We start from the raw sequence: 24,657 nt of genomic DNA on the forward strand, positions 1-24,657 counted from the left end.
CGCGAGCCGCCGCGCTTCGCTCACGCCCGCGGCAGGCGTGGTACCGGGGGCCGAGCGGGTGTTGGCCGCCAGTTCGAGCTGGCCGGCCGTGCGGCGCAACGCGGCCACGCGCAGCGGATCGGAGGCCGGCGGCGCGGCTGGCTGGGTCAGCGCCGGCAGCAGCGCCCGCGCCGCCGATGCGAACAAGGGCAGTTTGGCGTCCTGATCGTGCGGCACGAAGCTGTCGAGCGTGGTGACGCGCTCGACCTCGGGCCGTGCCGACAGCCGCGTCGCCAGCGCACGTGCGGCCTCGAGCGAGGGCGCCAGCACGCTGACATCCTCGGTGCCGGCCTGCGGCGCGTCCTTCAGCGATCGCAGCGTTGCCATCGATTCGGAGGCCGGGTCCTTCAAATTCAGCGGATCGAAATCGAAGCGCAGCTGCGTCAGCAGCGGCGAGGCGGCCAGGATCACGACGCAGGTGACCCACAGCACCGGCTTGCGATGGCGCTCGAAGAACTCGTCGGCGGGCGCGAGCCAGCGGATGCCGGGCGCCACGGTCTCGCCGTCGGGCTGCAGCACGCGGATCAGCGCCGGCAGCAGCGTGACCGTGGTCAGGAACGCGACGAACATGCCGACGCCGGCGATCAGGCCCAGTTCGGCCACGCCGCGATAGTCGGTCGGCAGGAAGGCGAAGAACGCGGCGGCGGTGGCCGCCGCCGCCAGCGACAGCGGCACCGCCAGCGCCTGCGCGGTATGGGCCAGCGCCGTCACGATATGGTCGCGGTCGTGGCGCTCGGCGCGGTAGCGCACGCCGAACTGGATGCCGAAGTCCACGCCGAGGCCGACGAACAGCACCGCGAAGGCGACCGAGATCATGTTCAGCGCGCCGACCATCGCCAGCCCCAGCGCCGCGGTGACGGCCAGGCCGGCGAACAGGCTCAGCAGCACCGCGACGATCAGCCGCGCCGAACGCAGCGCCAGCCACAGGATCAGGATCACGACCAGCACCGTCACCGCGCCGTTCAGCGCGGCGCCGTCGGCCACCGAGGCGAACTCGTCGTCGGCCAGCGCCTGCGGCCCGGTCAGCCGTACCTCGGCCGCGTAGCGCTGTGCCAGCTGCAGCTGCGCCGCGCTGGCGCGGATCGCGGCCGAGGCATCGGCGCCGGCCTGCAGGTCGCCGTAATCGAGCACCGGGCTGACCGCGACGAAGGCCAGCGCGGGACCGGACGCCGGCGTGGGGTCGGCCAGCGTGCGCCAGGACAGCGCCGCCGGCCGGCCTGCCAGCACCTGCTCGAGCGCCATCGCGCTGCGCGACAGCAGCGGCGCCATCTGCGCCAGCGTGACCTGGCCCATCTGCAGCGGCAGGCCCAGCGTGACCGACAGCGTGTCGGCCAGCCCGCGCAAGGACGGATCGCGCGCCAGCGCATCGAGCAGCGGCCGCGCATCGGTCAGGTCGCGCGTGACCCGCGCGAGCGTCGGCGTATCGAGAAACAGCAGGCCGTTGCGCGCGAAGAAGGCGCCGCCGCCGGGCTGGCGAACCGCCTCGAAGCGGGACGGCTGATTGCGCAGCGACTGCGCCAGCGTATCGGCGGCGGCTTCGGCCAGTTCGGGGACCGGCGCCCGCACCACCGCGAGCATCAGGCGGTCGCGGTCGGGGAAGGCTTCGTTCAGCGCGGCGTCGTAGCGGGCCCAGGGTGCGTCGACATCGAGCAGGCGGCCGATATCGGTATTGATCGCGAAGTGCCGGGCCGCATACCAGCCGCTGCCGGCGCAGACCACGGCCGCCAGCGCGATGGTCAGCCAGGCGCGCGCGGTCGCCAGCATCACCAGGCGGGTAATGGCCGCGGTCAGCATGCGAGGCCAGCGTAGGCGCAGGCCACTACAGCGGCGCTGGCGGCGGGTCTATACTCGATCGCTCGGATCGCCATGTTCGTCGTCATGCCGTCGGATCGCTCTCCATGTTCCCTGTCCGTTCCCGTTCCCGCTTCCGCTCCCGCTCCCGCTCCCGCTTCGGCTCGCCGCTTCCCGCGCTGGCCATCGCGCTTCCGCTGGCACTGCCCGCACTCCCCATCGCACTCCCCATCGCACTCCCCATCGCGGCCGCCACGCTGATCTGGCCGCTGCCTGCCAACGCCGCCGAGCGCGCCGCGCCCGACCGGCTGGTGCGCACCGCGGTGGAAGGGGTGATTTCCGCGGTGCGCGCCGATTCCGCGGCCAGCGCCGGCGATCAGGCCAGCGTCGTGGCCGTGGTACGGCGCCAGTTCCTTCCCTATACCGATTTCGCGCGCACCACGCGGCTCGCGCTCGGTCCCGCCTGGCGCACCGCCAATCCCGCGCAGCAGCAGCAACTGGTCGAGCAGTTCCGCACGCTGCTGGTCCATACCTATGCGCTGTCGCTGTCCCAGCTGCGCGGCCAGAACGTCGAGTTCCGCTATGCGCCGGTGCAGGGCGGCGCCAATGCCGACGACGTGGTGGTGCGCACGCGCGTGATTACCGCGGGCGACGAGAACCAGATCGACTACCGGCTGCGGCGCGGCGCCGACGGCTGGAAGATCTACGACATCAACATGATGGGCGCGTGGCTGATCGAGGTCTATCGCCGCCAGTTCGGCGACATCGTCGAGCGCGACGGCATCGACGGGCTGATCCGCTATCTGTCCGAGCACAACGCGCGCCAGGCCGGCGGCCGCTGAAGCGCCGCGCCTCATCGCCGGCCGCTCCGTACGGCCGCGGCCGGTTCGCCGTGCCGGTCGCGCCAGCGGCGCACCTCGAACCACTGCCACGACAGCAGCGCCGGCACGCCGTACAACACCTCGCGCGCGCGGCGCACCAGCGCCAGCGACAGCGCGGTCTGCGCGTCGATGCCGAGCAGCTGGCCGAGCAGCATCACCACCGCCTCCTGCACGCCGAGCCCGCCCGGCACGAAGAAGGCCATATTGCGCGCTGCCATCGTCAGCGACTCGATCGCCAGCGCCTCGCCGAACGACACCGGATGGCCCAGCAGCCGCAACGCGAACCAGGTCTCGACGGTGCCGGCCGTCAGCCCCAGCAGTTGCCAGACCGCCGCGGTGACCGGCGTGCGCAGCCGTCCCAGCAGCGAGCGGATGCGCTCGTCCAGGCCCGCGCCGAGGTCGGCGCCGGCGATTGCATCGACCATCCGGTGTTCCTCGCCGAGCAGGCGCCGGGCCAGCCGTTCGAGCCGCGCGAACAGCGCGCCATGCCGCAGCGCCAGCGCAAACGCGACGGGCAGCGGCAGCGACAGCAGCAACCCGCCGCCGATCGTCAGGGCGCGCTGTTCCTGATGGCCGCCGGGAATCGCGGCGATCAGCAGCAGCACGCCGATCACGCAGAACAGATACTGCGAGAACAGCGTGACCATGACCTCGACCACCACGCTGGCGGTGACCGCGCTGGTGTCGCCGACCTGCAGCCTTCCCAGCCGGATGCCGGCCAGCTCGCCGCCCACATTGGCCGTCGGCAGCAGCCGGTTGACGGCCTCCCGCACGCTTGCCACCCACCACAGGAACAGCATGCCCGGATGCGCGGCGGGCGCCGCGGCGCGCAGCAGGCCCTGCCAGGCGCGCGCGTCGAGCGCGATCGCCACGCCATGCACAGGCAGCAGCCACAGCAGCGGCCAGCCGGCGCGGGCGACGGTGTTGGCGATCTGTCCCACGCCCTGATGCACGATCAGCGCGCCCAGCGCGATCAGCCCGATCAGGCCGGCCAGCAGTCCGAGCCGCTTCATCGCCGCCACCCCGGCGAGGCACAGGAGCCGTCGTCGCCGATGCGCGCGGGCAACTGATCGGCGAAGCCGCCGCGCCGCGGCGCCACCTGCTCCAGCGCGATGCGTACGCGCGGCGACAGCAGCGCGGCCAGTTCGTCGGCATGGCGGTAGCCGCGCATCGACGGCGCGATCCGTTCGCCGGATTCCGTCGCCGGATGCAGATAGAGCTCGACCACGCCGGGCGGGAGCGTGCGCAAGGCGGCCAGCACGGCGTCCTCGTCCATCGCGCCGCTGCGGGCGATGCCGATCACATGGTCGTTGTGGGCGATGCCGGCGGCATCGAGGCGCCGGCGCAGCAGCGCGAGCCACGGGCGCAGCCACCATGGCGCGCCCGTCTCCCGCGGCAGCCGCATCGCGCGCAGGCCGTAATCGCGGCCGATCGCGAGGATCAGCGACAGCACGGTCGGATGCAGATGGAAATGCTTGTGCGTATTGACGTGATCGAGTGCCAGGCCGGTCGCGGCGAAGGCGGCGAACTGCGCGCGGATCTCCGCGGCCAGCTGGCGGCGCACCGCATCGGACAGGAAGAAGCGCAGGCCGTCGCGCGCCATCGCCGAGCCGAAGCGGCCCTCGGCGTCGACCAGGTCGGGAATGGCGGCCGGCGGCAGCACCGACGGACCGTCGGCCAGCACCAGATGCAGGCCCACGCGCAGCCGCGGCAGCCGGTGCGCGCGCGATACCGCATCGGCGGCGGCCGGTGCGCCGACCATCAGGCTGGCGGCGTCGAGCACGCCATGCCGGTGAGCCAGCTCGACTCCCTCGTTGACGGCCGGATGCAGGCCGAAGTCGTCGGCGGTCACGATCAGCGCGCGTGGCCGCGTCCGGCCCGTCGCCGGCCCTGCGGCCGTGGTCGCGTCAGCGGTCGCCTTGGTGGTCGCGTTGACGGTCGCGGTGGTGGTCGGGATCGGCAGGATCAGGCCTCGTGGGTATGCAGGAAGCGGAAGAATTCGACGCCCTCGCGCAGCCGGCGCCGCGTCATTTCCCAGCTGCCCATCATTTCGCGGGTGATCTCCCAGATCTTGGACGGCCGGAAGTAGAAGCGGCGGTAGAAGGTCTCGACGCCGTGATAGATCTCATCGCGCGACAGATGCGGGTAACTGATCGCCGCCAGCTGCACGCCGCGGTCGTTGACCAGCGGGATCACCTTGTCGTCGGCCAGCCAGCCGTTGTCGAGCGCCTGCCGGTACAGCGCGGTGCCGGGGTAGGGCGCGGCCAGCGAGACCTGGATCGTATGCGGATTGATCTCCTGCGCGAAGGCGATGGTCTTCTCGATGGTCTCGCGCGTCTCGCCCGGCAGGCCGAGGATGAAGGTGCCGTGGATCGTGATGCCGAGCTTGCGGCAGTCCTCGGTGAAGCGCCGCGCGATATCGGTGCGCAGGCCCTTCCTGATGTTCAGCAGGATCTGGTCGTCGCCCGATTCATAGCCGACCAGCAGCAGCCGCAGGCCATTGTCCTTCATGATCTTCAGCGTGCTGTAGGGGACGTTGGCCTTGGCATTGCACGACCATGTCACGCCCAGCTTGCCGAGCCCGCGCGCGATCTCCTCCACGCGCGGCTTGAAGTCGGTGAAGGTGTCGTCGTCGAACATGATCTCGCGCACCTCCGGCATATTGCGGCGGATCCATTCGACCTCGGCCAGCACGTTCTCCGGCGAGCGCACGCGGTAGCGATGGCCGCCGACCGTCTGCGGCCACAGGCAGAACGTGCAGCGCGAGCGGCAGCCGCGGCCGGTGTAGATCGATACATAGGGGTGCAGCAGATAGCCGATGAAGTAGTTGCGAATGTTCAGGTCGCGCCGGTAGACCGGGGCGACGAAGGGCAGCGCGTCCATGTCCTCGATCATCGGCCGCGGCGGGTTGTGTTCGATGGTGCCGTCGGCCGCCCGGTAGCTGAGCCCGGCGATCCGCGGCAGCGGGATGCCGGCGGCGACGTCGCGGCAGGTGTAGTCGAATTCCTCGCGGCAGACGAAGTCGATCGCCTCGCTGGCGGCCAGCGTGCCGCCGGGATCGACCGCGGCCTTGGCGCCGACCATGCCGAGCCGGATGGTCGGATAGCTGGCCTTAAGCGCCTGCGCGAAACGCACGTCGGCCGGGAACGACGGCGTGCTGGTATGCACGATCACCAGTTCGTATTCGCTGGCGATGGCCAGCGTCTGTTCGAGGCTCAAGCCGTCGGCCGGTGCATCGAGCAGGCGGCTGCCGGGTACCAGCGCCGCCGGTTGCGCCAGCCAGGTCGGATACCAGAACGAGCGGATCTCGCGCCTGGCCTGATAGCGCGAGCCGGCGCCACCGTCGAAGCCGTCGAAGGAGGGCGCTTGCAGGAACAGGGTCTTCATCGGGTCCTCCGGGAGACGGAAGGGGGCTGCATGTCGGCGCGATCGTGGGGGCGGGGCGGGCTTGCGCCGACTGCCGCGCTCGCGACCCCATCGCGCGTCCATTGGATGGCAAGGCGCGTACCGCGCCAGCGCACCTGCCGGCCGGCCATCGCCACCGTCCATTCGAGCAGCAGCAGCGTATCGCGCAAGGGCGCGCGCAGCGCCGCGCCCGCATCGCGGCAACGCAGCGTCCGGGCCATCGCCCCGAGCACCGCCACGAGAGCGAGCGCGCGCGAGGACGCCAGCAGCAGCCCGATCACCAGCATCGGCCAGGTAAAGGTCAGGAAGACCAGGGCGAAGCCGGCGGGATCGAGCGCGCGCAGCGTACGCAGCCAGCGCAGTTCGTGAGACCACAGCGCGCGCGGCGTGGTTTCCGCGATATCGGTGCCGACCACGACCTCGGACAGCACGGTGCGCAGCCCTTGCCGGCGGGTCAGCTCGCCGAGCCAGTAGTCGTCGGCGAGCCGGTCGGCCAGGGCCGCGAAGCCGCCGATCCGCAGCAGCGCCTCGCGCCGCAACGCGATGGTCGCGCCGAAGCCGAAGCGCTGGCTGCCTCCCGCATGCGCGACGCGCACCGCGGGAACGAACCACTCGTCGATGAATTGCGCCCCCAGCCGCGCCCAGATGCCCCACAGCGGCCGGCCGCGATACAGGCAGGTCACGATGCCGACGCGCGGGTCGGCCAGCGGCGCCGTGACGCGCCGCAGATAGTCGGCACGCACCGCGATATCGCTGTCCGCGATCACCAGCCGCTCGTGGCGCGCCAGCGGCAGCATCGCCAGCAGGTTGGCGACCTTCGGGTTGACGGTCGGCAGCGCCGGCGCGGTCCGATGCGCGCCGATCGCCACGGCGATATCGCAGCCGGGGAACGCCCGACGCAAACGCTCGACCACGGCCAGCGCCGCATCGTCGGGCTCCCACACGCCGAACACCAGCTGGAAGCAGGGATGGCGCTGCCGGCAGAAGCTGGCGAGATTGCGGTACAGGCGCGGCTCGTCGCCGCACAGCGGCTTGAGTACCGTCACCGGTGCGAGGCCGTCATCGCCTTGTACGGCGGGTGCGGGCAGGGGACGGCGGCTGGCCCACCAGGCCGCCGCCGCATAGCCCGATGCCAGCACGGTCAGGACGCCGCCGGCCAGTCTGACCCAGTCCATGCGCGTTCAATGCAGCGCCGTGGCCCGCCGGTCCGGCTTCGGGGCGTGGATGGAACCGGCGGTGTCGGCGGCGTCGGCGGAACCGGCGGAATCCGCAGAATTCGCGGCAGAATCCGCAGAATCGGCGGTGGAATCGGCCGGGCCGGCGGCGCGGCGCCGGATCTGCTCGAGCTTGATCTCGACATGGCGCGAGAACACGTACTCGGCCGGCCGCTGGCCGTCCAGCGCAATATCGGGCGCCATCGGGCCGTCGGTGCGCACGCCGCGCAGCGCGACGCGCATCGCCTTCAGCGGATGCGCGACGGTATCGGCCACCGCGGTGGCCTCATAGCCGCTGTGCACCATGCAGTTGGCGCATTTCTCGTAGTTGCCGGTGCCATAAGCGTCCCAGTCGGTGTCCTCCATCAGCTCGCGAAACGTCGCGGCATAGCCTTCGCCGAGCAGATAGCACGGACGCTGCCAACCGAACACGGTGCGCGCCGGATTGCCCCACGGCGTGCAGCGGTAGGTCTGGTTGCCTGCAAGAAAGTCCAGGAACAGCGTCGACTGGCTGAAGGCCCATTGCCGCCCGCGCCGGCCGCGCGCGAGGATGTCGCGGAACAGCTGGCGCGTCTTGCCACGATGCAGGAAGTGCTGCTGGTCGGGCGCGCGCTCGTAGGCATAGCCGGGCGAGACGGTGATGCCGTCCACGCCCATCGCCTTGACCGAGTCGAAGAAACGGGCCACGCGCTCCGGGTCGGCATCGTTGAACAGCGTGCAGTTGATGTTGACGCGAAAGCCGCGCTGCTTGGCGGCGCGGATCGCGGCCACCGCGCGCGCGTAGACGCCGGACTGGCAGACCGCGCGGTCGTGCATCTCGGGATCGCCGTCCAGATGCACGGACCAGACGAAGTAGGGGCTCGGCCGGTAGGCGTCGAGCTTCTTCTCCATCAGCAGCGCGTTGGTGCACAGGTAGACGAACTTGCGGCGCGCGACGATGCCTTCGACGATGGCCGGCATCTCCTTGTGCAGCAGCGGCTCGCCGCCGGCGATCGAGACCACCGGCGCCCCGCATTCGTCGACCGCCGCCAGGCACTCGTCGAGCGACAGGCGCTGGTTCAGGATCGGTTCGGGGTAGTCGATCTTGCCGCAGCCGGCGCAAGCCAGATTGCAGCGGAACAGCGGCTCGAGCATCAGCGCGAGCGGATAGCGCTGGCGGCCGGCCAGCCGCTGGCGGACCACATAGGCGCCCACGCGGGCAACCTGGAGCAGGGGGATGGCCAAGGCGCTCTTCCTCCTTCGATGTGGGTGGATGGATGCCTGGGCGGGATCGCGCTTCGCCCGGCGGCTTCAGGCCACGGTGACGCCGGCCAGCTCGGCGGGCAGACGGAATTGCGCGGTTTCCTCGCGGCCTGTCATCGTGCTGACTTCGACCGGCCCCAGCCGGCGCAGCGCGGCCAGCACGTCCTCGACCATCGCTTCGGGCGCGGACGCCCCGGCCGTGATGCCGACCACGGCGGCATCGCGCACCCAGGCCGGGTCGAGCTCGCTGCCATCGGCGATCAGAAACGACGGCACGCCGCTCTCGGTACCGATCTCGCGCAGGCGGTTGGAGTTGGAACTGTTGGGCGCGCCGATCACCAGCAGCACGTCGACCTGCGTGGCCAGCTCGCGCACCGCGCTCTGGCGATTCTGCGTGGCATAGCAGATGTCGCGCGTATCGGGTCCGACCAGATCGTGGAAGCGCCGTTCCAGCGCGGCGATGATGCCGCGTGTATCGTCGACGCTCAGCGTGGTCTGCGTGACATAGGCAAGCGGCGTGTCGGCGGCCAGATCGAGCTGCGCGACCTCGGCCTCGTTCTGCACGAGGATCACGCGGCCGGGGATCTGGCCCATCGTGCCGACTACCTCGGGATGGCCGGCATGGCCGATCAGGATGACGATGCGGCCGCTGGCCGCGTATTGCCTGCCCTGGTTATGGACCTTGATGACCAGCGGGCAGGTCGCGTCGATCGCATGCAGCTGGCGCGCTTGGGCTTCCCGCTCGACGCTGCGCGCGACGCCGTGCGCGCTGAAGATCGTGACCGCGTCGGCCGGCACCTCGTCGAGTTCCTCGACGAAACGCGCGCCCTTGTCGCGCAGGGTGTCGACCACATGGCGGTTGTGGACGATTTCGTGGCGTACGTAGACCGGCGCGCCGTGCTTGACCAGCGCGCGATCGACGATCTCGATCGCTCTTACCACGCCCGCGCAGAAGCCGCGCGGCTGAGCCAGAATCACCCGCATGGAGACGTTCCCCCTGGCAATACAACCTGGACACCGCGCCTTGACACCGGGCCCTTGACGCCGGGCCTTGACGCCGGGCCTTGACGCAGCGTTGCCGGCAAGCCGCCGTGGAGCCGGCGCCTTGTCCGGTGTGCGGGAAGCGCTTCCCGTCGCACGGTGGTTACTATATACCCGCGTCGGCGGCTTTGCCCGGCCGGCCCGGGGCAGGTCCGGCGGAGGTCCGGCACACGTCCGGCACAGTTGGAAGCAGGTTCGGCGCAGGTCTGGCACACCCAGGCAGTCCCGCCGGACGAAGCACCGCGCGACAGACCGTGCGAAAAGACAGCGCGCAGGACAGCACCATGGAGAGCCGATGGAAACCATCGACGACGACATTCTGGTCACCGGGGCATCGGGCTTTCTCGGCTCCGCGGTGGCACGGCAAGGACTCGCGCGCGGCTGGCGCGTGCGCGTGCTGGTCCGCGCCGGCAGCCCGCGGGGCAATCTGGAGGGCCTGCCGGTGCGTATCGTCGAAGGGGATATGTGCGATCCGAAGGCGGTCGAGCGCGCGATGCGCGGGGTCCGCTATCTGTTCCACGTGGCGGCCGACTACCGGCTGTGGGCGCCCGAGCCCGAGGCCATCGTCCGCACCAATGTGGTCGGTGCCGAGACCATGATGGGCGCGGCCCGGCGCTGCGGCGTCGAGAAGGTCGTCTATACCAGCAGCGTCGCCACGCTGCGCGTGCAGGGCGCGACCGCGCCGGTCACCGAGACTGCCACGCTGTCGCCGCAGCAGGCGATCGGGGCCTACAAGCGCAGCAAGGTGCTGGCCGAACGCGCCGTCGAGCGCGAGATCGCCGCGGGCCTGCCGGCCGTGATCGTCAATCCTTCGACCCCGATCGGGCCGCGCGACATCCGGCCGACGCCGACCGGCCGGGTGATTGTCGAAGCGGCCAGCGGGCGCATTCCCGCCTTCGTCGATACCGGGCTCAATCTCGCGCATGTCGACGATGTGGCGGAAGGGCATTGGCTCGCGCTTGAACGCGGACGCATCGGCGAGCGCTATATCCTCGGCGGCGAGGACGTGCCGCTGCGGCAGATGCTGCGCGATATCGCCGAGCTGACCGGCCGCCGCGGCCCGCTGGTGCCGCTGCCGCGCTGGCCGCTGATCCCGTTCGCGCATCTGTCCGAGGCGATCGCGCGGCGGCGCGGCACCGAGCCGCTGCTGACGGTGGACGGGCTGGCGATGTCGCGCTACCGCATGTACTTCAGCTCGGACAAGGCGCGCGCGGAACTGGACTACCGGCCGCGGCCGTATCGGGAAGGGCTGCGCGATGCGGTGGAGTGGTTCCGTGGGGCGGGGTATCTGCGCTGATGGCCGAGACCGGGCGGGCGCGCAAATGCATCGGCGGCCCGCAGGCCGCCGATCGACAATCAACGCGCACGATCAACGCGCACGATCAACGCTGGATGTGGGCGGGCTTACCGAAGCAGTGACTTGCCAACTCACTTGCCAACCCAGGGACTTACCAGCGCAGCTGCTTGTTGCGCTGGCCCGCGCTCAGCGTGGTGCGCTTGGTGTTGCCCTGATAGTCCGCGGTGACCTGGTAGGTGCCCTTCGGACCCTTGATCAGGCAGCGCGGTCCGGTGGAGCGGAAGTTCGCGACCTGCTTGCCGCCGCGCGACAGCGTGATATCGACATCGGACAGATATTCGCCGCGCGGGCCTTCGGTCATCAGCAGGCCCATGTCGTAGTTGCGGGCCTCGGCGCGCATCGCTTGTTGCTCGTCTTCGGCGACGCCGCCGCACACATAGGTAAAGGGCCCGGCCGTCTGCGGCGTCAGGTCCGCGGCCAGGGCCGGGACGCTCAGGACCAGCGCACCGAGCGCGGCGGCGCCGAGCCCGGCAAGGCGGCGGGAAAGACGAGACTGGCGGGGAGGATCGAAACGGCCGGAATGGCCAGGGCAGGACGATTCGGATGCAAGAGTCAGTGTCTTCATCGATGTTCTCCTGTGACGGGGATAGCAGTTTGACGATGCGAATGCCGGGTTTGTTCTCGCCTCGCCGGCAATTTGCCGAAGCCTTTTCCGCTTTCTTGCCGATCTCGCAAGAGTCGGCGGGCCTGCGCGGCCCCTGCGAGACGGGCACGAGGCCCTCAGGACCCCTCGGGGGCCGCGGGGACGCGCCTGTAGCCGTAATACAGCGTCACAAATGCAACACTTCGCGCGGCCAATATTACGGCGCCGCCGCATACAGTACGGCCATGTTCAACGGCTCCTCAGGGGGACAACCATGAAACGGATTCTCGCAATGGTCGCTGTGGGCGGTGCCATGCTGGCAGCCAGCGCCGCGGCGCATGCCGGGGTGGACATCCATATCGGCGTCGGCGTGCCCGGCGTGGTGGTGGCGCCGGCACCGGTCTACCGGCCGGCTCCGGTCTATGCCCCGGCGCCCGTCTATGCGCCGGCCCCGGTGGCCTACGCCCCCGCGCCCGTGGTGGTGGCGCCGCGCCCGGTGGTGGTCGCTCCCGCGCCCGTCCGTTACGGCCCGCCGTATGGCTATGCGCGCGGCTGGCACCGCCACGACGGCTATCGCGAGGCGCGCTGGCGCGATCATCGCCACTGGCACTGAGCCGCGGCCGGGCCTTGCCGTACCGGCTTGAGGGACATCATCCGCCTTGGCCGCTTCGGCGGCCCGGCCTCCTCAGGCCGGCGCGGCGGGCGCCGGCGCCTCCTGCAGTATTGCGTGTTCGGTCATGCGCAGCGCGTCGACGTCGTAGCCCAGCTCCGCGACCCGATGCAGCAATTGCGAGCGCAGCGCCGGCTCGGGATCGCGCGCCCGCGTCAGGATCCACAGGTAGCGCCCTGACGGCTCGCCCACGATCGACCAGCTGTAGTCCTCGGCGTGGTCCAGGATCCAGTAGTCGCCGACGTAGAACGGTCCGAAGAACGACACCTTGAACTTGGCGTTGCGGCTGTCCGGCACGACGCGCGCCTTGCCGCGCGAGATGCGGGGCTTGCCGGTCGCGTCGCGGCCGGCGCGGTTGACGATGTCGATCAGCCCGTCCGGCCGCAGGCTGTACTCCGCGGTGACCGCGTCGGCGCCCTGCTCGAAGTGGTTGTCGTAGCGCGCCATCTCGTACCAGCGGCCCAGGTAGGGGTCCAGTTCCACGTCCTTGTCCGGCTCGGGCACATGCGGATTGCGCACGGGTTCGCGCGAGCGCGCGGCCAGCAGCAGTGCCGCACCGACGCTGGCGACGCCGGCGAGCGTGGCCAGCGTGGTCATGCGAGCCTTGTTCATGTCTGCCTCCTCGGGATGCCGTCGGGCCAGGTGATTGGCCAGTTATCGGCCAGTCTAGGCAGCGATGACGGCGGGCGGCATCGGTCCGCGTCCTACGCGCCAGAGCCTATGCGGCCAGACCTATGCGGCCAGACCCACCCATGCGCCGGAACCCATGCGTCCGAACGGGCCGGCTCCCGGTCTTGTCGTATCGCGATGATGTGGCGTATCGTGCCGTATTGATTTGTCTCCATGGATTGACAGCCGCATGACGCCCACCCCGGACAGCGACGCGCGCACGCGCAAGGTGATGTTGTGGGTCGTCGCGGTCGGCTTCTTCATGCAGACGCTGGACAGCACCATCGTCAATACCGCGCTGCCCGCGATGGCGGCCAGCCTCGGCGAAAGTCCGCTGCGGATGCAGTCCGTGATCATCGCGTATTCGCTGACGATGGCCGTGATCATCCCGGCGTCGGGCTGGCTGGCCGACCGCTTCGGCACGCGGCGGATCTTCCAGCTGGCGATCGCGCTGTTCGTGCTCGGATCGCTGCTGTGCGCCTATGCGCAGAGCCTGCCCTTCCTGGTCGCGGCGCGCGTGGTGCAGGGCGTGGGCGGCGCGATGCTGCTGCCGGTCGGGCGGCTGGCGGTGCTGCGGACCTTTCCGCGCGAGCAGTTCCTGCAGGCGCTGAGCTTCGTCGCGATTCCCGGCATGATCGGGCCGCTGATCGGGCCGACGCTGGGCGGCTGGTTGACCCAGGCGCTGTCGTGGCACTGGATCTTCCTGATCAACGTGCCGGTCGGGCTGCTCGGTGGCCTGGCCACGCTGCGCTACATGCCGAACAGCCGTCTGCCCGAGACGGGCCGTTTCGACGTCGCCGGTTACGCCTTCCTCGCCACCGCAATGGTGACGATCTCCTTCGCGCTCGACGGCCTGGCCGACTTCGGCTTCGAGCACGCCACCGTGCTGATGCTGCTGATCGCGAGCCTGGCCGCGCTGACCGCCTATGCCCTGCACGCGGCGCGGCGCACGCAGCCGCTGTTTCCGCTGACGCTGTTCCGCATCCACAGCTTCAGCGTGGGCCTGCTCGGCAATCTGTTCGCGCGCATCGGCAATGGCGCGATGCCGTTCCTGATCCCGCTGACGCTGCAGGTGTGCCTGGGCTATTCGCCGCTGTACGCGGGCCTGATGATGTTGCCCGTCACCGCGGCCGGCATGCTGTCCAAGCGGCTGGCGACCCGCCTGATCGAGCGGCACGGCTATCGCCGGGTGCTGGTGACCAATACCTTCGTGGTCGGGCTGGTGATCGCCTCGTTCGGGCTGATTTCGCCGACCTTGCCGCTGCCCCTGGTGCTGTGCCAGCTGGCGCTGTTCGGCGCCGTCAATTCGATCCAGTTCACCGCGATGAATACGGTCACGCTGAAGGATCTCGGCGGTGCCAGCGCCAGCGGCGGCAACAGCCTGCTGTCGATGGTGCAGATGCTGGCGATGAGCCTGGCGGTCACGTCCGCCGGCGCCTTGCTGGGGACCTTCAACCGCGTCTTTCAGGAGCATGCGCAGGCCGGGCCGCTGCCGGCGTTCCATGCGACCTTCGTCTGCGTGGGGCTGATTACGTCGGCGTCGGCCTGGATCTTCATGCAGCTGACGCCCGAGGACGATACCGGGACGGGCCAGGCCACCAGGGAAACGCGCGAGACGGCGGAAGCGGCGGAGGTCTGAGGCCGCGGACCGGCCAGGAACGGCGCCGGGTTCGTCCGCCGCTGTTCAGGATTGGCGCGCCTGCGCGGGGAGATGCGCGCGGCGGATGTTGGGCGCGCAGGGCGGGATGTCGTGATGCCACTCGCGCGGGATGTCGGGCTCGACATCGAACTCGTTGCGCACGATGGTTTCGATCGCGGTACAGACGCCCACCGTGCCCTTCGGCCCCACGCAGACCAGGCTGCGCGGACGCTCGGCATCGCGCGGTACCGCATACACGTGCATGCCCTCGCGATACAGCGGATGGCTCGGCAGCCGCGCATTGACCATCTCGACAAAGCGGCGCGGACTGATCACTGGCTTTTCCATGGAGGTCTCCCTGCGAGCGGAACAGCCTCTCTTGCCGGTGCGCCGTGGCGCCGGTGGCGAGTGGGGTTCTCCCGTCGTGGTGAGAGTCGGTCGGATCGGGTCCAGTGAGACGCCGACGGCGTCTGCGCCCTGCCGGCAAGGTGCCGTCAAGCCAGGTTGCGAGCGCGCAGCAGACCCGTGCCGGGCGAAAGGCCCGACGCCTTCAGGGTAGTGCATATCGGCCGGCGTGCAAGCGCCGGCGCCCGGGCTCAGTGCTCCGTGGCGATGCGGGGACCGTTCAGCAGCCGGTTGCATTCGGCCCAGCCGGCCGCTTGCGCCTCCGCCTGCGTGGGCCACTCGGCGTGGGCCTCGATGATGCAGTCGCAGTCGGCGCTGCCGCAGTGTTCCTCGAGCACCATCTGCCAGGTGTAGGCCTGCGGCTGCAGCTCGATCACGTGCAGCACCACGGTGCGGTGCTGGTCCGACAGGGACAGGGATGTGTTCGGCATGGCGGGTTCCCCTTGCTACCTCGATTCATCCTAGCAGTTGGACGCGGGGATTTCGGGCCGGTGGCACAGTGAGGCCGCCGCTTTTGTTTCGTGGGCATTTACAGTATCTTCTGCGCTTGCCCGTGCCCGCCGCCGATCCCTCTGCCTCGATGAGCCGCATTTCTTCCTCTGCCGCCGCTTCCGCCACCTCCTCCGCCACCCCCTCCGGCGGGACCGCCCGAGGCCTTGGCGATGGCATCGCCGCGCTGCTGGCGCACTACGACACCACCGTGTTGCCGCTGTGGACCGGCCCCGGCTGGCACGAATCCATCGGGCTGCCCTACGAGGCCCTGGCGGGGCGCGATGCCAGCCCGCTGCCGGTGCAACGCTTTCGGGCGATGGCCTGCGCGCGGCAGCTCTACGTGTTTTCGCGGCAGCCGGGCGGCCTCGCCCACGCCGATACGCTGTTCGCCGCGCTGCGCCGCCGGTTCGCCGATCCGGAAGGGGGCTGGTACTACAGCATCGGCGCCGACGGCGCGCCGCTCGATACCGGCAAGGACCTGTACACGCACGCCTTCGTCGTGTTCGCCTGCGCCGCGTACTGGCGCCGCAGCGGCAATGCGGATGCCCGCGACGTGCTGGACGGCACGGTGGCGCTGATCGAGGCGAAATTCGGCATTCCGGACGACCTGTACCACGCCGCCCTGGCGCGCGACTTCACCGTCGAGCGCGAGGCGGTGCTGCAGAACCCGGTGATGCATCTGACCGAGGCCTATCTGGCCGCGCACGAGGCCACCGGGGACCAGTGGTACGCGCAGCGGCTGCGGGAGATCGCGCAGCGGGTCCAGCGCACCTTCGTCGATCCGGCGAATGGCTGCATCGCCGAGTTGCCGCTGGGCGCGGCCGACAACCGGATCGAGCCGGGCCACCAGTTCGAGTGGTATTCGCTGCTGGCAATGGCGCCGTCGGTGTTCGGCGCGTGCGAACTGGCCGAGTCGCTGACGCGCGGCTGTGCCTTCGCGCAGCGGCATGGGGTGGCACCTGGCACGCAGGGCGTAGCCGCGGCGCTCGACGCGGACGGACGCATCATCGATGCGACCCAGCGCATCTGGGCGCAGACCGAATACGCCCGCGCGCTGGCACTGCGCGGCGACGGCGAGGGCCGGGCCGCGCTGGCCCAGTGGCTGGCCGCCTTCCCCGGCCGTTTCCTGCATGCACGCGGCTGGCACGAATGCATCGGCCCGGACGATGCGGTGCTGCGCGACGAGATGCCCTCGACCACGCCGTACCATCTGGCCACCGCCTACGAGGCGCTGCGCAAGCTCGCCGATTGAACCCCGTGCTGCCCGTGCTGCCCGTGGTTTCCGTGCAGTAACGCGGCCCGCTCAGTCCTGCACGCCGTTCTCGCGCAGCAGCCGCTCGCACTCGTCGAGCATGTCGTGCGCGAAGGCCGACTGATAGTTCGGGTCCAGCGATTCCATCATTTCATGCGCTGCGTACAGGCCAGCCGAGCGCGACAGCGTTTCCGCCAGTTGGCGTGCGAGCTGGTCGCTCAGTTCCGACAGCAGCCGGCGCTCGCTCAGCGCCAGTTGCAGGCGCGAGCGCGACAGCCATTGGGCGGCCAGCGTGGCGGCCTGGGCGTCGGTCATCCATTTGCCGTGCTCGTAGTAGGCCGACAGGCGTTCGGCGGCCAGCGCGAACAGCAGCGCCTTGCGCGTATCGAAGTCGAGCAGGGGAGCGGAGGGAGCAGGGGGACGCGGGGGAATCGCTGACATCGGAAACGAATCGGATTGGCACGTGCGGGCAGACGCGACGGACGCGACGGACGCGACCGCCCAGCGGAAATGGCGCAGTCAGGCCATGGTGGACGGCATCAAGCCGCCGAACCGGCCCCGGCCGCGGCGAGGCGCTGGCCGAGCCAGACGCCGATGTCGGCGATCTCCTCGAGGCAGACCGAATGCGGCATCGGATAGGTCTGCCACGTCAGCGGATAGCCGCGTTGCTGCAGCAGGTCGCGCGCCTGCGTGCCGAGCGCGAGCGGCACGACGTCGTCCTGCGCGCCGTGCGCGGCGAAGATCGGCGTCGCGGCGTTGGCCGGCGCGGCCTCGGCGTCGAGCAGCGTGGGCGAGGCCAGATAGGTGGACAGCGCGATGATCCCGGCCAGCGGCTCGGGATGGGTCAGTCCGGCCAGATACGCCATCGCGCCGCCCTGCGAGAAGCCCGCCAGCACGATGTGCGAACTCGGGATGCCGCGCGCGTTCTCGCGGGCGATCAGCGCGCGGATCGTGTCGCGCGACGCGCGGATGCCGCTCTCGTCGGCATGGCGGCGCGCATCGTTGAGCGAAACGATGTCGTACCAGGCGCGCATGATATAGCCGCCGTTGCAGGTCACCGGAATCAGCGGCGCGTGCGGGAAGATGAAGCGCACCGCTGCGTCGGACGGCAGGCCGAGTTCTGGCACCACCGGCACGAAATCGCCGCCGTCGGCGCCCAGGCCATGCATCCAGATCACGGCAAAGCGTGGCTGCGGCGCGGTTTCGATTTCGATCGGGGCGTCGGCGGAGGATTCGGCGGCGGATTGAGCGGCGTGGAAGGCTTCGGTCATGGCAAGGCGCGGGGTCGACGGCGCGCTGGGGAAGGACTGGACGGCATCGGCAAGGATGGCGTGCGCATCCTCAGGGGATCGCCGGCATCCGCGCTTTGCAAATGCAACGGCGCCGGGCAGCGCGGCTGCGCAGTATCGCACAGAAGCGGCGCGCGCCCGCCGCGGGGCGCGCCGCCGACAGCAAGGGATCAGGCCGCGGACGGCACGATCGGCACGGTGGTCAGGCCAGGCGCGATGCGCGAGGGCTGCGTGGCGGTCTGCGACGGAACGGGCACGGTGTGCGAGGCGGCGGCCTCGGTCCGATCGGCCTGTTCGGCAGCCGCGGCTTCGCTGGCGCGGCGTTTGTCGACGACCTGTTCGACTCCGGCGGTGGCGACCTCTTCCAGGAAGCCGACCATGTCGCGGTAGTAGTCGACCTGCATCTGCGCCTCCAGCAGGCGCCGCTCGGCCTGGAACAGCGCGAGCCGCATGTCCTGCAACTCCTTGGCGGCGATCTTTTCCGGGCTGGGCGCAATGAACAGTGATGCAAGCGAACGCATGGCGGTGTACCTCCCGTACTGGATTCGATGATCCTTGTGGTCGAAAAACCTCTCAGGCCATGCGATCCAATATAGACGCCAATGCACCTCGGCCATGTGCGGCGCACCGCATCCGTCGCGGATCGCCCACAACCACGCGCCATGACGGATTGTCGGATCGCGGCGGGGCAGGGTAGATTGTCCGATGTGCCGCACCTTGGCACGCCGATTTATGAACTTGGCTTCACGTGGCGCTTCGGGGATGCGGGTCGCATCCGAGGCGCCTTAATATTTTCCTTGACTATCTATCTATCGGTAGATAACATGCAGGACATGGAACCCGCAGTGCGTTGACGAAATCGACGGACTCCTGGTCCACCAGCATTACCGAGCCGCCGAGGCTATTTTTTTGACAGAAGTTATCTATCTACGAGTAGATACCGATGCCGGAAAAAGCGCCGATGCACCCGTTGCCAGGGCGGACGCAGGAATCAAGGGACTACCACCTGCCTGCGCGCCCACCGAAGCCAGGAGAACCATCATGCAAGCCAAGTTCGCCAAGACCCTGATTGCCATCGCCACCGTCGCCGCCGCTGCCGTCGCCGGCCAGGCTGCCGCCGCCAGCGCGGGCGGCGTGCCGGCCGATCGCTACGGCTACGAACTGCGTACCGGCAAGTTCGATCCGTACAGCGAGGGCGCGCGCACCGGCAAGTTCGACGTCTACAGCGAGGGCGCCCGCGCCGGCAAGTTCGACGTCTACAGCGAAGGCGCGCGTGCCGGCAAGTTCGATCCGTTCACCGAAGGCGCCCGCGTCGGCAAGACCGATCCGTTCACCGACAGCTTCCGCAGCGCCGGCCTGGATCGCAGCGGCGTGTCCGCCTCGCCGTCGCGCCGCTTCGATTCGTACACCGGCGGCGCGCGCAGCGTGGACACCTACACCGACGGCGCCCACGCCTGACGGGAGCGGCGGGGCAACCCGCCGCGCGCTCATCGTGGCCAGGCCGCCAGCACCGCGGCTAGGCTTGTTTTCAGGAGTCGATCATGGGAATTCGCGACAGTGTTCTGATTGTGTCCGGTTGGCTGTTGCTCTGCGGAGCAAGTGGTTGGCTAGTCACGGCGATCGCGCAAGTGTTGCCCGCTTGATGCCGGGCAATGGCTCGCATCTTGCATGACGCTTGACGGCAGGCATGCCGGCAATCCGGGGCTATCCCTCATTGCTAACCTATCTGTTGGTAGATAAAGTGGCGTCATGAAAGCGCAATCCGTCCGCGAGCAACTGCTCGACCACACCTTCGCCTTGATCCGCCGGCGCGGTTTCAATGGGTTCAGCTATCGCGACCTCGCCGACCTGGTCGGCGTCAAGACGTCCAGCATCCACTATTACTTCCCGTGCAAGGAAGACCTGGCGCTGGAAGCGACCAGGCAATACACGGCCCGGATCGCCGAAGAACTGAGCCATATCGACCCGGCGCTGAGCCCGCTCGAACGCGCCGAGCTCTACCTGAATGGCTGGCGCCGCAAGCTCGATCCGGACCAGATCTGCATGTGCGGCATGCTGGCGACCGAAACCGAGTGCCTGCCGGAAGCGGTTCATGCGGTGCTGAAGGACTTCTTCCTGCTGCACGAGCGCCTGTTGACCGGCATGATCGAACAGGCCCGTGCCGAAGGCGCACCGGCCCAGCCGATCCCGGCCGCCGAACTGGCGATGGTGATCTTCGGCGCGCTGCAGAGCGGCCTGATCTCGGCGCGCCTGTTCCGCTCGCCCGAGCGCTGGGAAGCCGCGGCGCAGATGCTGCTGGCCGCGGTCGGCAAGCCGGCCGGCGCGACGTCCGCCGCCGAACAGCCGGCCGAAGCGGCCGCGGGTTGAGCGCGGCGGCGCCGCGCGCCGACCTCTGGCGTCGGCGCCGGCAGTTCGCGACCGGCCCGCGACCTCGGGTCTGCTCCCCGGCAGACCTCGATACCCACTCCTGTGCTGCAGCGGTTGCCCACTCGGGCCAGCCGTGTTGCAATCCTGCCCGATGGCGATTTCCCTGCTGATTCTGCTGATGGCCGGCGCACTGTTGGTGTGCGCCGCGATCGCTATCGCGAGTTGGCCGCGGCGCGACGATCCCACCGTGCGGGCCTTTCTGCTGCTGGCTGTCGGCGCCGGCATCTGGTGTGCCGGGCGCATGCTGGAAATCCAGGCTCCCAACGTCGCGGAACGCATCGTCTGGGCCAAGCTGCAATATCCGGGCATCCTGATGGTGCCGGTGGGCTGGCTGCTGTCCGTCGTGCGGCTGACGCATCCCGACCACGTGATCGGCCGCGGCTGGCTGACCCTGGCCCTGGCGATCGGCGTCGCCAGCATGATCCTGGTGCTGACCAACGAACGCCATGGGCTGGTCTGGCCGCAGATCCAGTGGTTCGGCGGCGAAGGCCTGCATACGCGCGCCGTGTTCTCCCACGGCCCGGCTTATTGGGCCCTGGCCGCCTACAGTTATGGCCTGCTGTTGGCGAGCCTCTATTTCCTGGTGACGGCACGCCCGCGTGGCAGGCTGTCGCGCGGGGGCAGGGCGGTGCTGATCGCCGGGCTGTTGCTGCCGGTGCTGGCCAATGTCGCCTACCTGCGCGGCTGGACCACGCCGGTGGGCGGCGACCTGACGCCCGCGACGTTTTCCGTGATGGCGCTGCTGGTCTGGCTGTGCGCGCTGCGGCCACATCTGGGCGACGTGGGCCACTATGCGCGGCTGCGCGTGTTCGACGCGCTGCGCGAAGGTTGTGTGATCGTCGACGACCGCGACCGCATCGCCGATCTGAACCGCACGGCCCAACGCATGTTGCCCGGACTGCGGCGCGGCGATCCCGCGCCCGCTTCGTGGCTGGCGACCCGGCCGTATGTGGCGGGCGTGCCGGATTACGAGCTGACGGTCGAGCCGGTGCGCAATCTGGAGGAGCGGGTCATCGGCCGCATCGTCTTCGTGCGCGATGTCAGCGCCTTTCGCACGCGCGAGCATGCGTTGGTGGAAGAGAACTCCAATCTCGCGGTCCGGCTCAACGAAACCGTCGACAAGCTGCTGCGCATCGAAGGCGATCTGTATCGCGACCCGCTGACCGGCCTGTTCAACCGGCGCTTCTTCCAGCGCGAGGCCGGTGTGCTGCTCGCCGCGGCGCAGGAGCGCGGCACGCCGCTCGGCCTGATGCTGATCGACATCGACTTCTTCAAGCAGTACAACGACATCTACGGCCATTTGCGCGGCGACGAATGCCTGCGCGCGATCGGCGCGACGCTGGCGCAGACGCTCGACGAGGCGGCCAGCTTCTGCGCGCGTGGGCGGCGAGGAGTTCGCCGTGGTGCTGCACCAGGCCGATGCGGATCGCACCCGTGCCATCGGCATGCGCATGCTGCAGGCAGTGCGCTCGCTGCAAATGCCGCATGTGGGCGCGGACCCGTCGCATCCCTTCCTGAGCATCAGCGTCGGCGCAGTCTCCCGCATTCCGGACTCGCCGCTCGTCGAGGAACTGGTGGCCGCCGCCGACGTTGCGCTCTACGCGGCCAAGCGCGGCGGCCGCAACCGGCTGGTGATGGCCGGCGGCCAGGCCGTCGCGCCGCACACGGACCCGTCCCCGCTGGTCTGACGGCGCAGCCGCACCCCAGGCGATCCCGCCTTCCACCGTTCCAGGAGACAAGATGCCCACGCTCGATACGCTGATCGCCTTCTTCGGCATTGCCGTGCTGCTCGGCCTCGCGCCCGGGCCGGACAACGTCTTCGTGCTGCTGCAGTCCGCCATGCGCGGGCCGCGGGCGGGTTTGACCGTGGTGCTGGGCCTGTGTACCGGCCTGCTGTTCCACACCGCCGCGGTGGCGCTGGGACTGGCGACGTTGTTCGCGGCGTCGGCCACCGCCTTCACCGTGCTGAAGATCTGCGGCGCGCTGTACCTGGCGTGGCTCGCGTGGCAGGCGTTTCGCGCGCCGGTCGATGCCCCGGTGCAGGCAAGCGAGCGCGCCGGCAACGGCTGGCAGATGTATCGGCGTGGCGTGGTGATGAACATCACCAATCCCAAGGTCGCGATCTTCTTTCTTGCCTTCCTGCCGCAGTTCGTCTCGCCGGCGCAGGGACCGATCGCCATGCAGATCGCGGTGCTGGGCGCGGTCTTCATGCTGGCCACGCTGCTGGTGTTCGGCGCCATCGCATGGTTCTCCGGGCTGTTCGGCACGTTGCTGCTGCGCTCGGCGCGCGCGCGACGGGCGCTGAACTGGTTCGCCGGCACCGTCTTCGCCGGTCTGGCGGTACGGCTCGCGACGGCGCAGCGCTAGGGGATCGAGGGTCAGGCACAGCACCTGCAATGCACTGCGACTCGGTGCCGCAGAGGCTGTCTGTATAGATTCCGAAACATTGCATCGCAGTGCGTCGGCGAGACTCTATAGAGTCGGACCAGTCTCGACAGCAAGCTCGCACGGAAGCGCTACATTGCGCCATCCCGCTCGACTGCCGAGGCGACCGCCATCGTGTTTCCCTCTTCCTTTCCCTCCTTCGGCCGTCTTCTCGGCCAGTTCGGCCAGCCGTTCTTCCGTTCCGAACCGGGGCGATCCCACGGTGATGGCCAGCGCGCCGAACCCGCGCCGGACGCGATGCATCCATGCCTGGCACTGGGCCTGTACCAGCCACCGCTTCCGGAAGAACCCGTGCCAACGCGCGTCCCGCTCGATGCGCCCGATCCTGCCAGCCATGTCGACGCGGCGCTGACCTTGCTGCGCCGGCGCACCGGCGTGCCGCTTGCCGAGCGTCTCGCCACCGGCCTGCCGAGCGATCGGGCTGCCGCCATCGCGCTGCTCGACGCGCTGCTGACGGATGGCAAGCCGGCCGGGCCGCTCGCCGCGTCGAGCCCGCTTGCCGCCTCGGAGCCGGGGCGCCGCGCCATCGCACAGGCGCTTGCGCTGCGGGACCGCTTGCAGAGCGAACCATCCGCGGACGCCGCCACGCTGCAGCACGCGGTCGACGAACTGGTCGGCACGCTGGAGGCGATTCCCTACGGCCGAGAGCATTCCGTGCTGCGGGAGCGGGGCGATGCCGCGCTTCGCGCGATCGTCGGTGGCCCCCCATGGGACCTTGCCGCGATGATCAACAGCGACCGGCTGCCCGATCGCCAGGCGGCGGCCAGGCAGATCGACATGCTGCTGGCGCATGTCAGGGTGCTGGCCGGCAACAGCGGGCAAGCGCCGTCTGCCGACCGCTTTCCGCCCGCACTGCGCGCGGCGCTGCACCGCCTGGTGCTCGAGGGCGGTCACGGGCTGAACGCCGCGCAGCGGTTGGCGCTGCGGCAGTGCCCGGTCCTCGGCCCGGAACTGGAGCCGATGCTGCAAGCGGGCAGCACGCTCTCCAGCGTGGCAACAGACACGCTGGACCGCTTTTGTCGGCATGCCGGCCACTGTACGGCCGACGAGAGTCAGCACGCCGGCGATGCGGTCCTTCTCGCGGAACTCGCTGCGCTTGGGGCCAGCGCCCGCAAGCTGGCCGACAGCGCACGGGCTCTCATCGGCGATGCGGATCGGGCCGGCACCGGTTCCGATCTTCCGGCTGCCGACAGCGCGCCGGAGAGTCTGCTGCACGACGCGCTGGCGACGAGGCTGGCGGCGTTGAAGCCGAACGACATCGCCAATCTGCATCGCTGGATGACGACGCCAGCCATGCTCGCACTGCGTGCCATGGTCCACCGCTCGGCGCGCCCCGGCGAGCGCCACGACACGGGCACGTCGCGCGCCGCCAGCGCGCTCGCCGGCCAACGTCGGCTGCTGGGCGACTGGTTGGCCGCCTACGATCAGCTGTCCGCCTTGCTCGCCATGCGCATGGCGTGGCAAGCGGCGCCGGCAGCCAAGCGCGAAGCGGCAAATAAGAAGACGAAGCCTGCAGCAGCGCCTTTGCCGAGCGCCAGTGACGCCAAGGCACGCGCCGCAGGCAAGGCGCGTGCCTCGGACCAGGGCTTGGCCCATGCCCGCCAGGCCGATTCCACTTCGTCGGAGGCACCGCACGGCGCGTCATCGGCATCCGCGCAAGCGGGCGCAGTCGCTGCGGCGAACGTCCTGTTCCGGCAGCTGTTCGCTACCGACCCCGCGCCGGAGACTCCGGCCGAAATGCCGCTCGATTGGGTCCGGGCCTGATCCACGCACATGGTTAGTCAGGGCGCGGCCTCGATGGGGCCGCGCGGAATGC

Annotated in this window: 24 protein-coding genes; 10 read left to right on the forward strand and 14 right to left on the reverse strand. The window is 69.8% G+C overall.

Features of this window, described 5'->3' with window-relative positions; all coding sequences use genetic code 11:
* On the reverse strand, nucleotides 1-1,833 hold a 1,833-nt coding region (locus F1599_RS13535; protein WP_150083410.1), incomplete at its 3' end, for an MMPL family transporter.
* Between the two features lie 104 nt (nucleotides 1,834-1,937).
* Here F1599_RS13535 and F1599_RS13540 point away from each other — a divergent pair.
* Nucleotides 1,938-2,672 carry an MlaC/ttg2D family ABC transporter substrate-binding protein gene (locus F1599_RS13540; protein ID WP_223819624.1) on the forward strand — a complete coding sequence of 245 codons (735 nt, stop codon included), beginning with the start codon at nucleotides 1,938-1,940 and terminating at the stop codon, nucleotides 2,670-2,672.
* A gap of 11 nt (nucleotides 2,673-2,683) precedes the next feature.
* Here F1599_RS13540 and F1599_RS13545 read toward each other — a convergent pair whose 3' ends face one another.
* The 6 genes from F1599_RS13545 to ispH form a co-directional block, all read right to left on the reverse strand.
* Nucleotides 2,684-3,724 carry a lysylphosphatidylglycerol synthase domain-containing protein gene (locus F1599_RS13545; RefSeq protein ID WP_149318093.1) on the reverse strand — a complete coding sequence of 347 codons (1,041 nt, stop codon included), beginning with the start codon at nucleotides 3,722-3,724 and terminating at the stop codon, nucleotides 2,684-2,686.
* On the reverse strand, nucleotides 3,721-4,563 hold the full coding sequence (hpnK, locus tag F1599_RS13550; protein WP_223819625.1) for a hopanoid biosynthesis-associated protein HpnK: 843 nt from the start codon (nucleotides 4,561-4,563) through the stop codon (nucleotides 3,721-3,723). The genes F1599_RS13545 and hpnK overlap by 4 nt, the downstream gene beginning before the upstream one ends.
* Nucleotides 4,564-4,676: 113 nt before the next feature.
* Nucleotides 4,677-6,098 carry a hopanoid biosynthesis associated radical SAM protein HpnJ gene (gene hpnJ, locus F1599_RS13555; RefSeq protein WP_150083412.1) on the reverse strand — a complete coding sequence of 474 codons (1,422 nt, stop codon included), beginning with the start codon at nucleotides 6,096-6,098 and terminating at the stop codon, nucleotides 4,677-4,679.
* A complete protein-coding gene (hpnI, locus tag F1599_RS13560) occupies nucleotides 6,095-7,291 on the reverse strand; it encodes a bacteriohopanetetrol glucosamine biosynthesis glycosyltransferase HpnI (RefSeq protein ID WP_149318095.1) in 1,197 nt (398 codons plus the stop codon). The genes hpnJ and hpnI overlap by 4 nt, the downstream gene beginning before the upstream one ends.
* Nucleotides 7,292-7,297: 6 nt before the next feature.
* Complete coding sequence (gene hpnH, locus F1599_RS13565) at nucleotides 7,298-8,554, reverse strand: adenosyl-hopene transferase HpnH (RefSeq protein ID WP_150083413.1); 1,257 nt, start codon at nucleotides 8,552-8,554, stop codon at nucleotides 7,298-7,300.
* 66 nt (nucleotides 8,555-8,620) lie between these two features.
* Complete coding sequence (ispH, locus tag F1599_RS13570) at nucleotides 8,621-9,556, reverse strand: 4-hydroxy-3-methylbut-2-enyl diphosphate reductase (RefSeq protein ID WP_150083414.1); 936 nt, start codon at nucleotides 9,554-9,556, stop codon at nucleotides 8,621-8,623.
* 352 nt (nucleotides 9,557-9,908) lie between these two features.
* Here ispH and hpnA point away from each other — a divergent pair, with 352 nt between their 5' ends.
* Nucleotides 9,909-10,910 (forward strand): hopanoid-associated sugar epimerase, encoded by a 1,002-nt coding sequence (gene hpnA / locus F1599_RS13575; protein WP_150083415.1) that lies wholly within the window; start codon nucleotides 9,909-9,911, stop codon nucleotides 10,908-10,910.
* 151 nt (nucleotides 10,911-11,061) lie between these two features.
* Here the strand turns inward: hpnA and F1599_RS13580 are convergent, their stop codons facing one another.
* Nucleotides 11,062-11,535, reverse strand: coding sequence for a hypothetical protein (locus F1599_RS13580; RefSeq protein WP_317845745.1), 474 nt, complete (start codon nucleotides 11,533-11,535; stop codon nucleotides 11,062-11,064).
* 292 nt (nucleotides 11,536-11,827) lie between these two features.
* On the opposite strand from F1599_RS13580, the gene F1599_RS13585 reads away from it, so the two are divergent.
* On the forward strand, nucleotides 11,828-12,166 hold the full coding sequence (locus F1599_RS13585) for a hypothetical protein (protein ID WP_187829179.1): 339 nt from the start codon (nucleotides 11,828-11,830) through the stop codon (nucleotides 12,164-12,166).
* Nucleotides 12,167-12,238: 72 nt separating this feature from the next.
* Here the strand turns inward: F1599_RS13585 and F1599_RS13590 are convergent, their stop codons facing one another.
* Nucleotides 12,239-12,835: a lipocalin family protein gene (locus F1599_RS13590; protein ID WP_149318099.1), complete on the reverse strand. Its 597-nt coding sequence runs from the start codon at nucleotides 12,833-12,835 to the stop codon at nucleotides 12,239-12,241.
* Nucleotides 12,836-13,082: 247 nt separating this feature from the next.
* Here F1599_RS13590 and mdtD point away from each other — a divergent pair, with 247 nt between their 5' ends.
* Nucleotides 13,083-14,531, forward strand: a complete 1,449-nt coding sequence (mdtD, locus tag F1599_RS13595; protein ID WP_150083416.1) for a multidrug transporter subunit MdtD — start codon at nucleotides 13,083-13,085, stop codon at nucleotides 14,529-14,531.
* A gap of 45 nt (nucleotides 14,532-14,576) precedes the next feature.
* Here the strand turns inward: mdtD and F1599_RS13600 are convergent, their stop codons facing one another.
* Together F1599_RS13600 and F1599_RS13605 are read right to left on the reverse strand one after the other, a co-directional pair.
* Nucleotides 14,577-14,879 (reverse strand): hypothetical protein, encoded by a 303-nt coding sequence (locus tag F1599_RS13600; protein WP_149318101.1) that lies wholly within the window; start codon nucleotides 14,877-14,879, stop codon nucleotides 14,577-14,579.
* Between the two features lie 248 nt (nucleotides 14,880-15,127).
* Nucleotides 15,128-15,367, reverse strand: coding sequence for a hypothetical protein (locus tag F1599_RS13605; protein ID WP_149318102.1), 240 nt, complete (start codon nucleotides 15,365-15,367; stop codon nucleotides 15,128-15,130).
* Between the two features lie 149 nt (nucleotides 15,368-15,516).
* Between F1599_RS13605 and F1599_RS13610 the strand changes: the two genes are divergently transcribed.
* Nucleotides 15,517-16,680 (forward strand): AGE family epimerase/isomerase, encoded by a 1,164-nt coding sequence (locus tag F1599_RS13610; protein WP_150083417.1) that lies wholly within the window; start codon nucleotides 15,517-15,519, stop codon nucleotides 16,678-16,680.
* 51 nt (nucleotides 16,681-16,731) lie between these two features.
* Here the strand turns inward: F1599_RS13610 and F1599_RS13615 are convergent, their stop codons facing one another.
* The 3 genes from F1599_RS13615 to F1599_RS13625 form a co-directional block, all read right to left on the reverse strand.
* Nucleotides 16,732-17,121, reverse strand: coding sequence for a hypothetical protein (locus F1599_RS13615; protein WP_150083418.1), 390 nt, complete (start codon nucleotides 17,119-17,121; stop codon nucleotides 16,732-16,734).
* Nucleotides 17,122-17,219: 98 nt separating this feature from the next.
* Nucleotides 17,220-17,951 carry an alpha/beta hydrolase gene (locus F1599_RS13620; RefSeq protein WP_150083419.1) on the reverse strand — a complete coding sequence of 244 codons (732 nt, stop codon included), beginning with the start codon at nucleotides 17,949-17,951 and terminating at the stop codon, nucleotides 17,220-17,222.
* A gap of 188 nt (nucleotides 17,952-18,139) precedes the next feature.
* Nucleotides 18,140-18,490, reverse strand: a complete 351-nt coding sequence (locus F1599_RS13625) for a hypothetical protein (protein ID WP_149318106.1) — start codon at nucleotides 18,488-18,490, stop codon at nucleotides 18,140-18,142.
* A gap of 520 nt (nucleotides 18,491-19,010) precedes the next feature.
* On the opposite strand from F1599_RS13625, the gene F1599_RS13630 reads away from it, so the two are divergent.
* The 5 genes from F1599_RS13630 (at nucleotide 19,011) to F1599_RS13650 (ending at nucleotide 24,605) form a co-directional block, all read left to right on the forward strand.
* The gene (locus tag F1599_RS13630; protein ID WP_150083420.1) at nucleotides 19,011-19,427 is read left to right on the forward strand and encodes a hypothetical protein; all 417 of its coding nucleotides are present in this window, start codon (nucleotides 19,011-19,013) and stop codon (nucleotides 19,425-19,427) included.
* 291 nt (nucleotides 19,428-19,718) lie between these two features.
* Nucleotides 19,719-20,336: a TetR/AcrR family transcriptional regulator gene (locus F1599_RS13635; RefSeq protein ID WP_149318108.1), complete on the forward strand. Its 618-nt coding sequence runs from the start codon at nucleotides 19,719-19,721 to the stop codon at nucleotides 20,334-20,336.
* 151 nt (nucleotides 20,337-20,487) lie between these two features.
* Complete coding sequence (locus F1599_RS13640; protein ID WP_455423658.1) at nucleotides 20,488-22,158, forward strand: histidine kinase N-terminal 7TM domain-containing protein; 1,671 nt, start codon at nucleotides 20,488-20,490, stop codon at nucleotides 22,156-22,158.
* Complete coding sequence (locus F1599_RS13645) at nucleotides 22,137-22,763, forward strand: LysE family translocator (protein WP_150083421.1); 627 nt, start codon at nucleotides 22,137-22,139, stop codon at nucleotides 22,761-22,763. Before F1599_RS13640 ends, F1599_RS13645 begins: the two co-directional genes overlap by 22 nt.
* Nucleotides 22,764-22,955: 192 nt before the next feature.
* The gene (locus F1599_RS13650) at nucleotides 22,956-24,605 is read left to right on the forward strand and encodes a hypothetical protein (protein ID WP_150083422.1); all 1,650 of its coding nucleotides are present in this window, start codon (nucleotides 22,956-22,958) and stop codon (nucleotides 24,603-24,605) included.
* The last annotated feature ends 52 nt before the right edge of the window (nucleotides 24,606-24,657 follow it).

It is taken from the genome of Cupriavidus cauae (assembly GCF_008632125.1).
Classification (GTDB): domain Bacteria; phylum Pseudomonadota; class Gammaproteobacteria; order Burkholderiales; family Burkholderiaceae; genus Cupriavidus; species Cupriavidus cauae.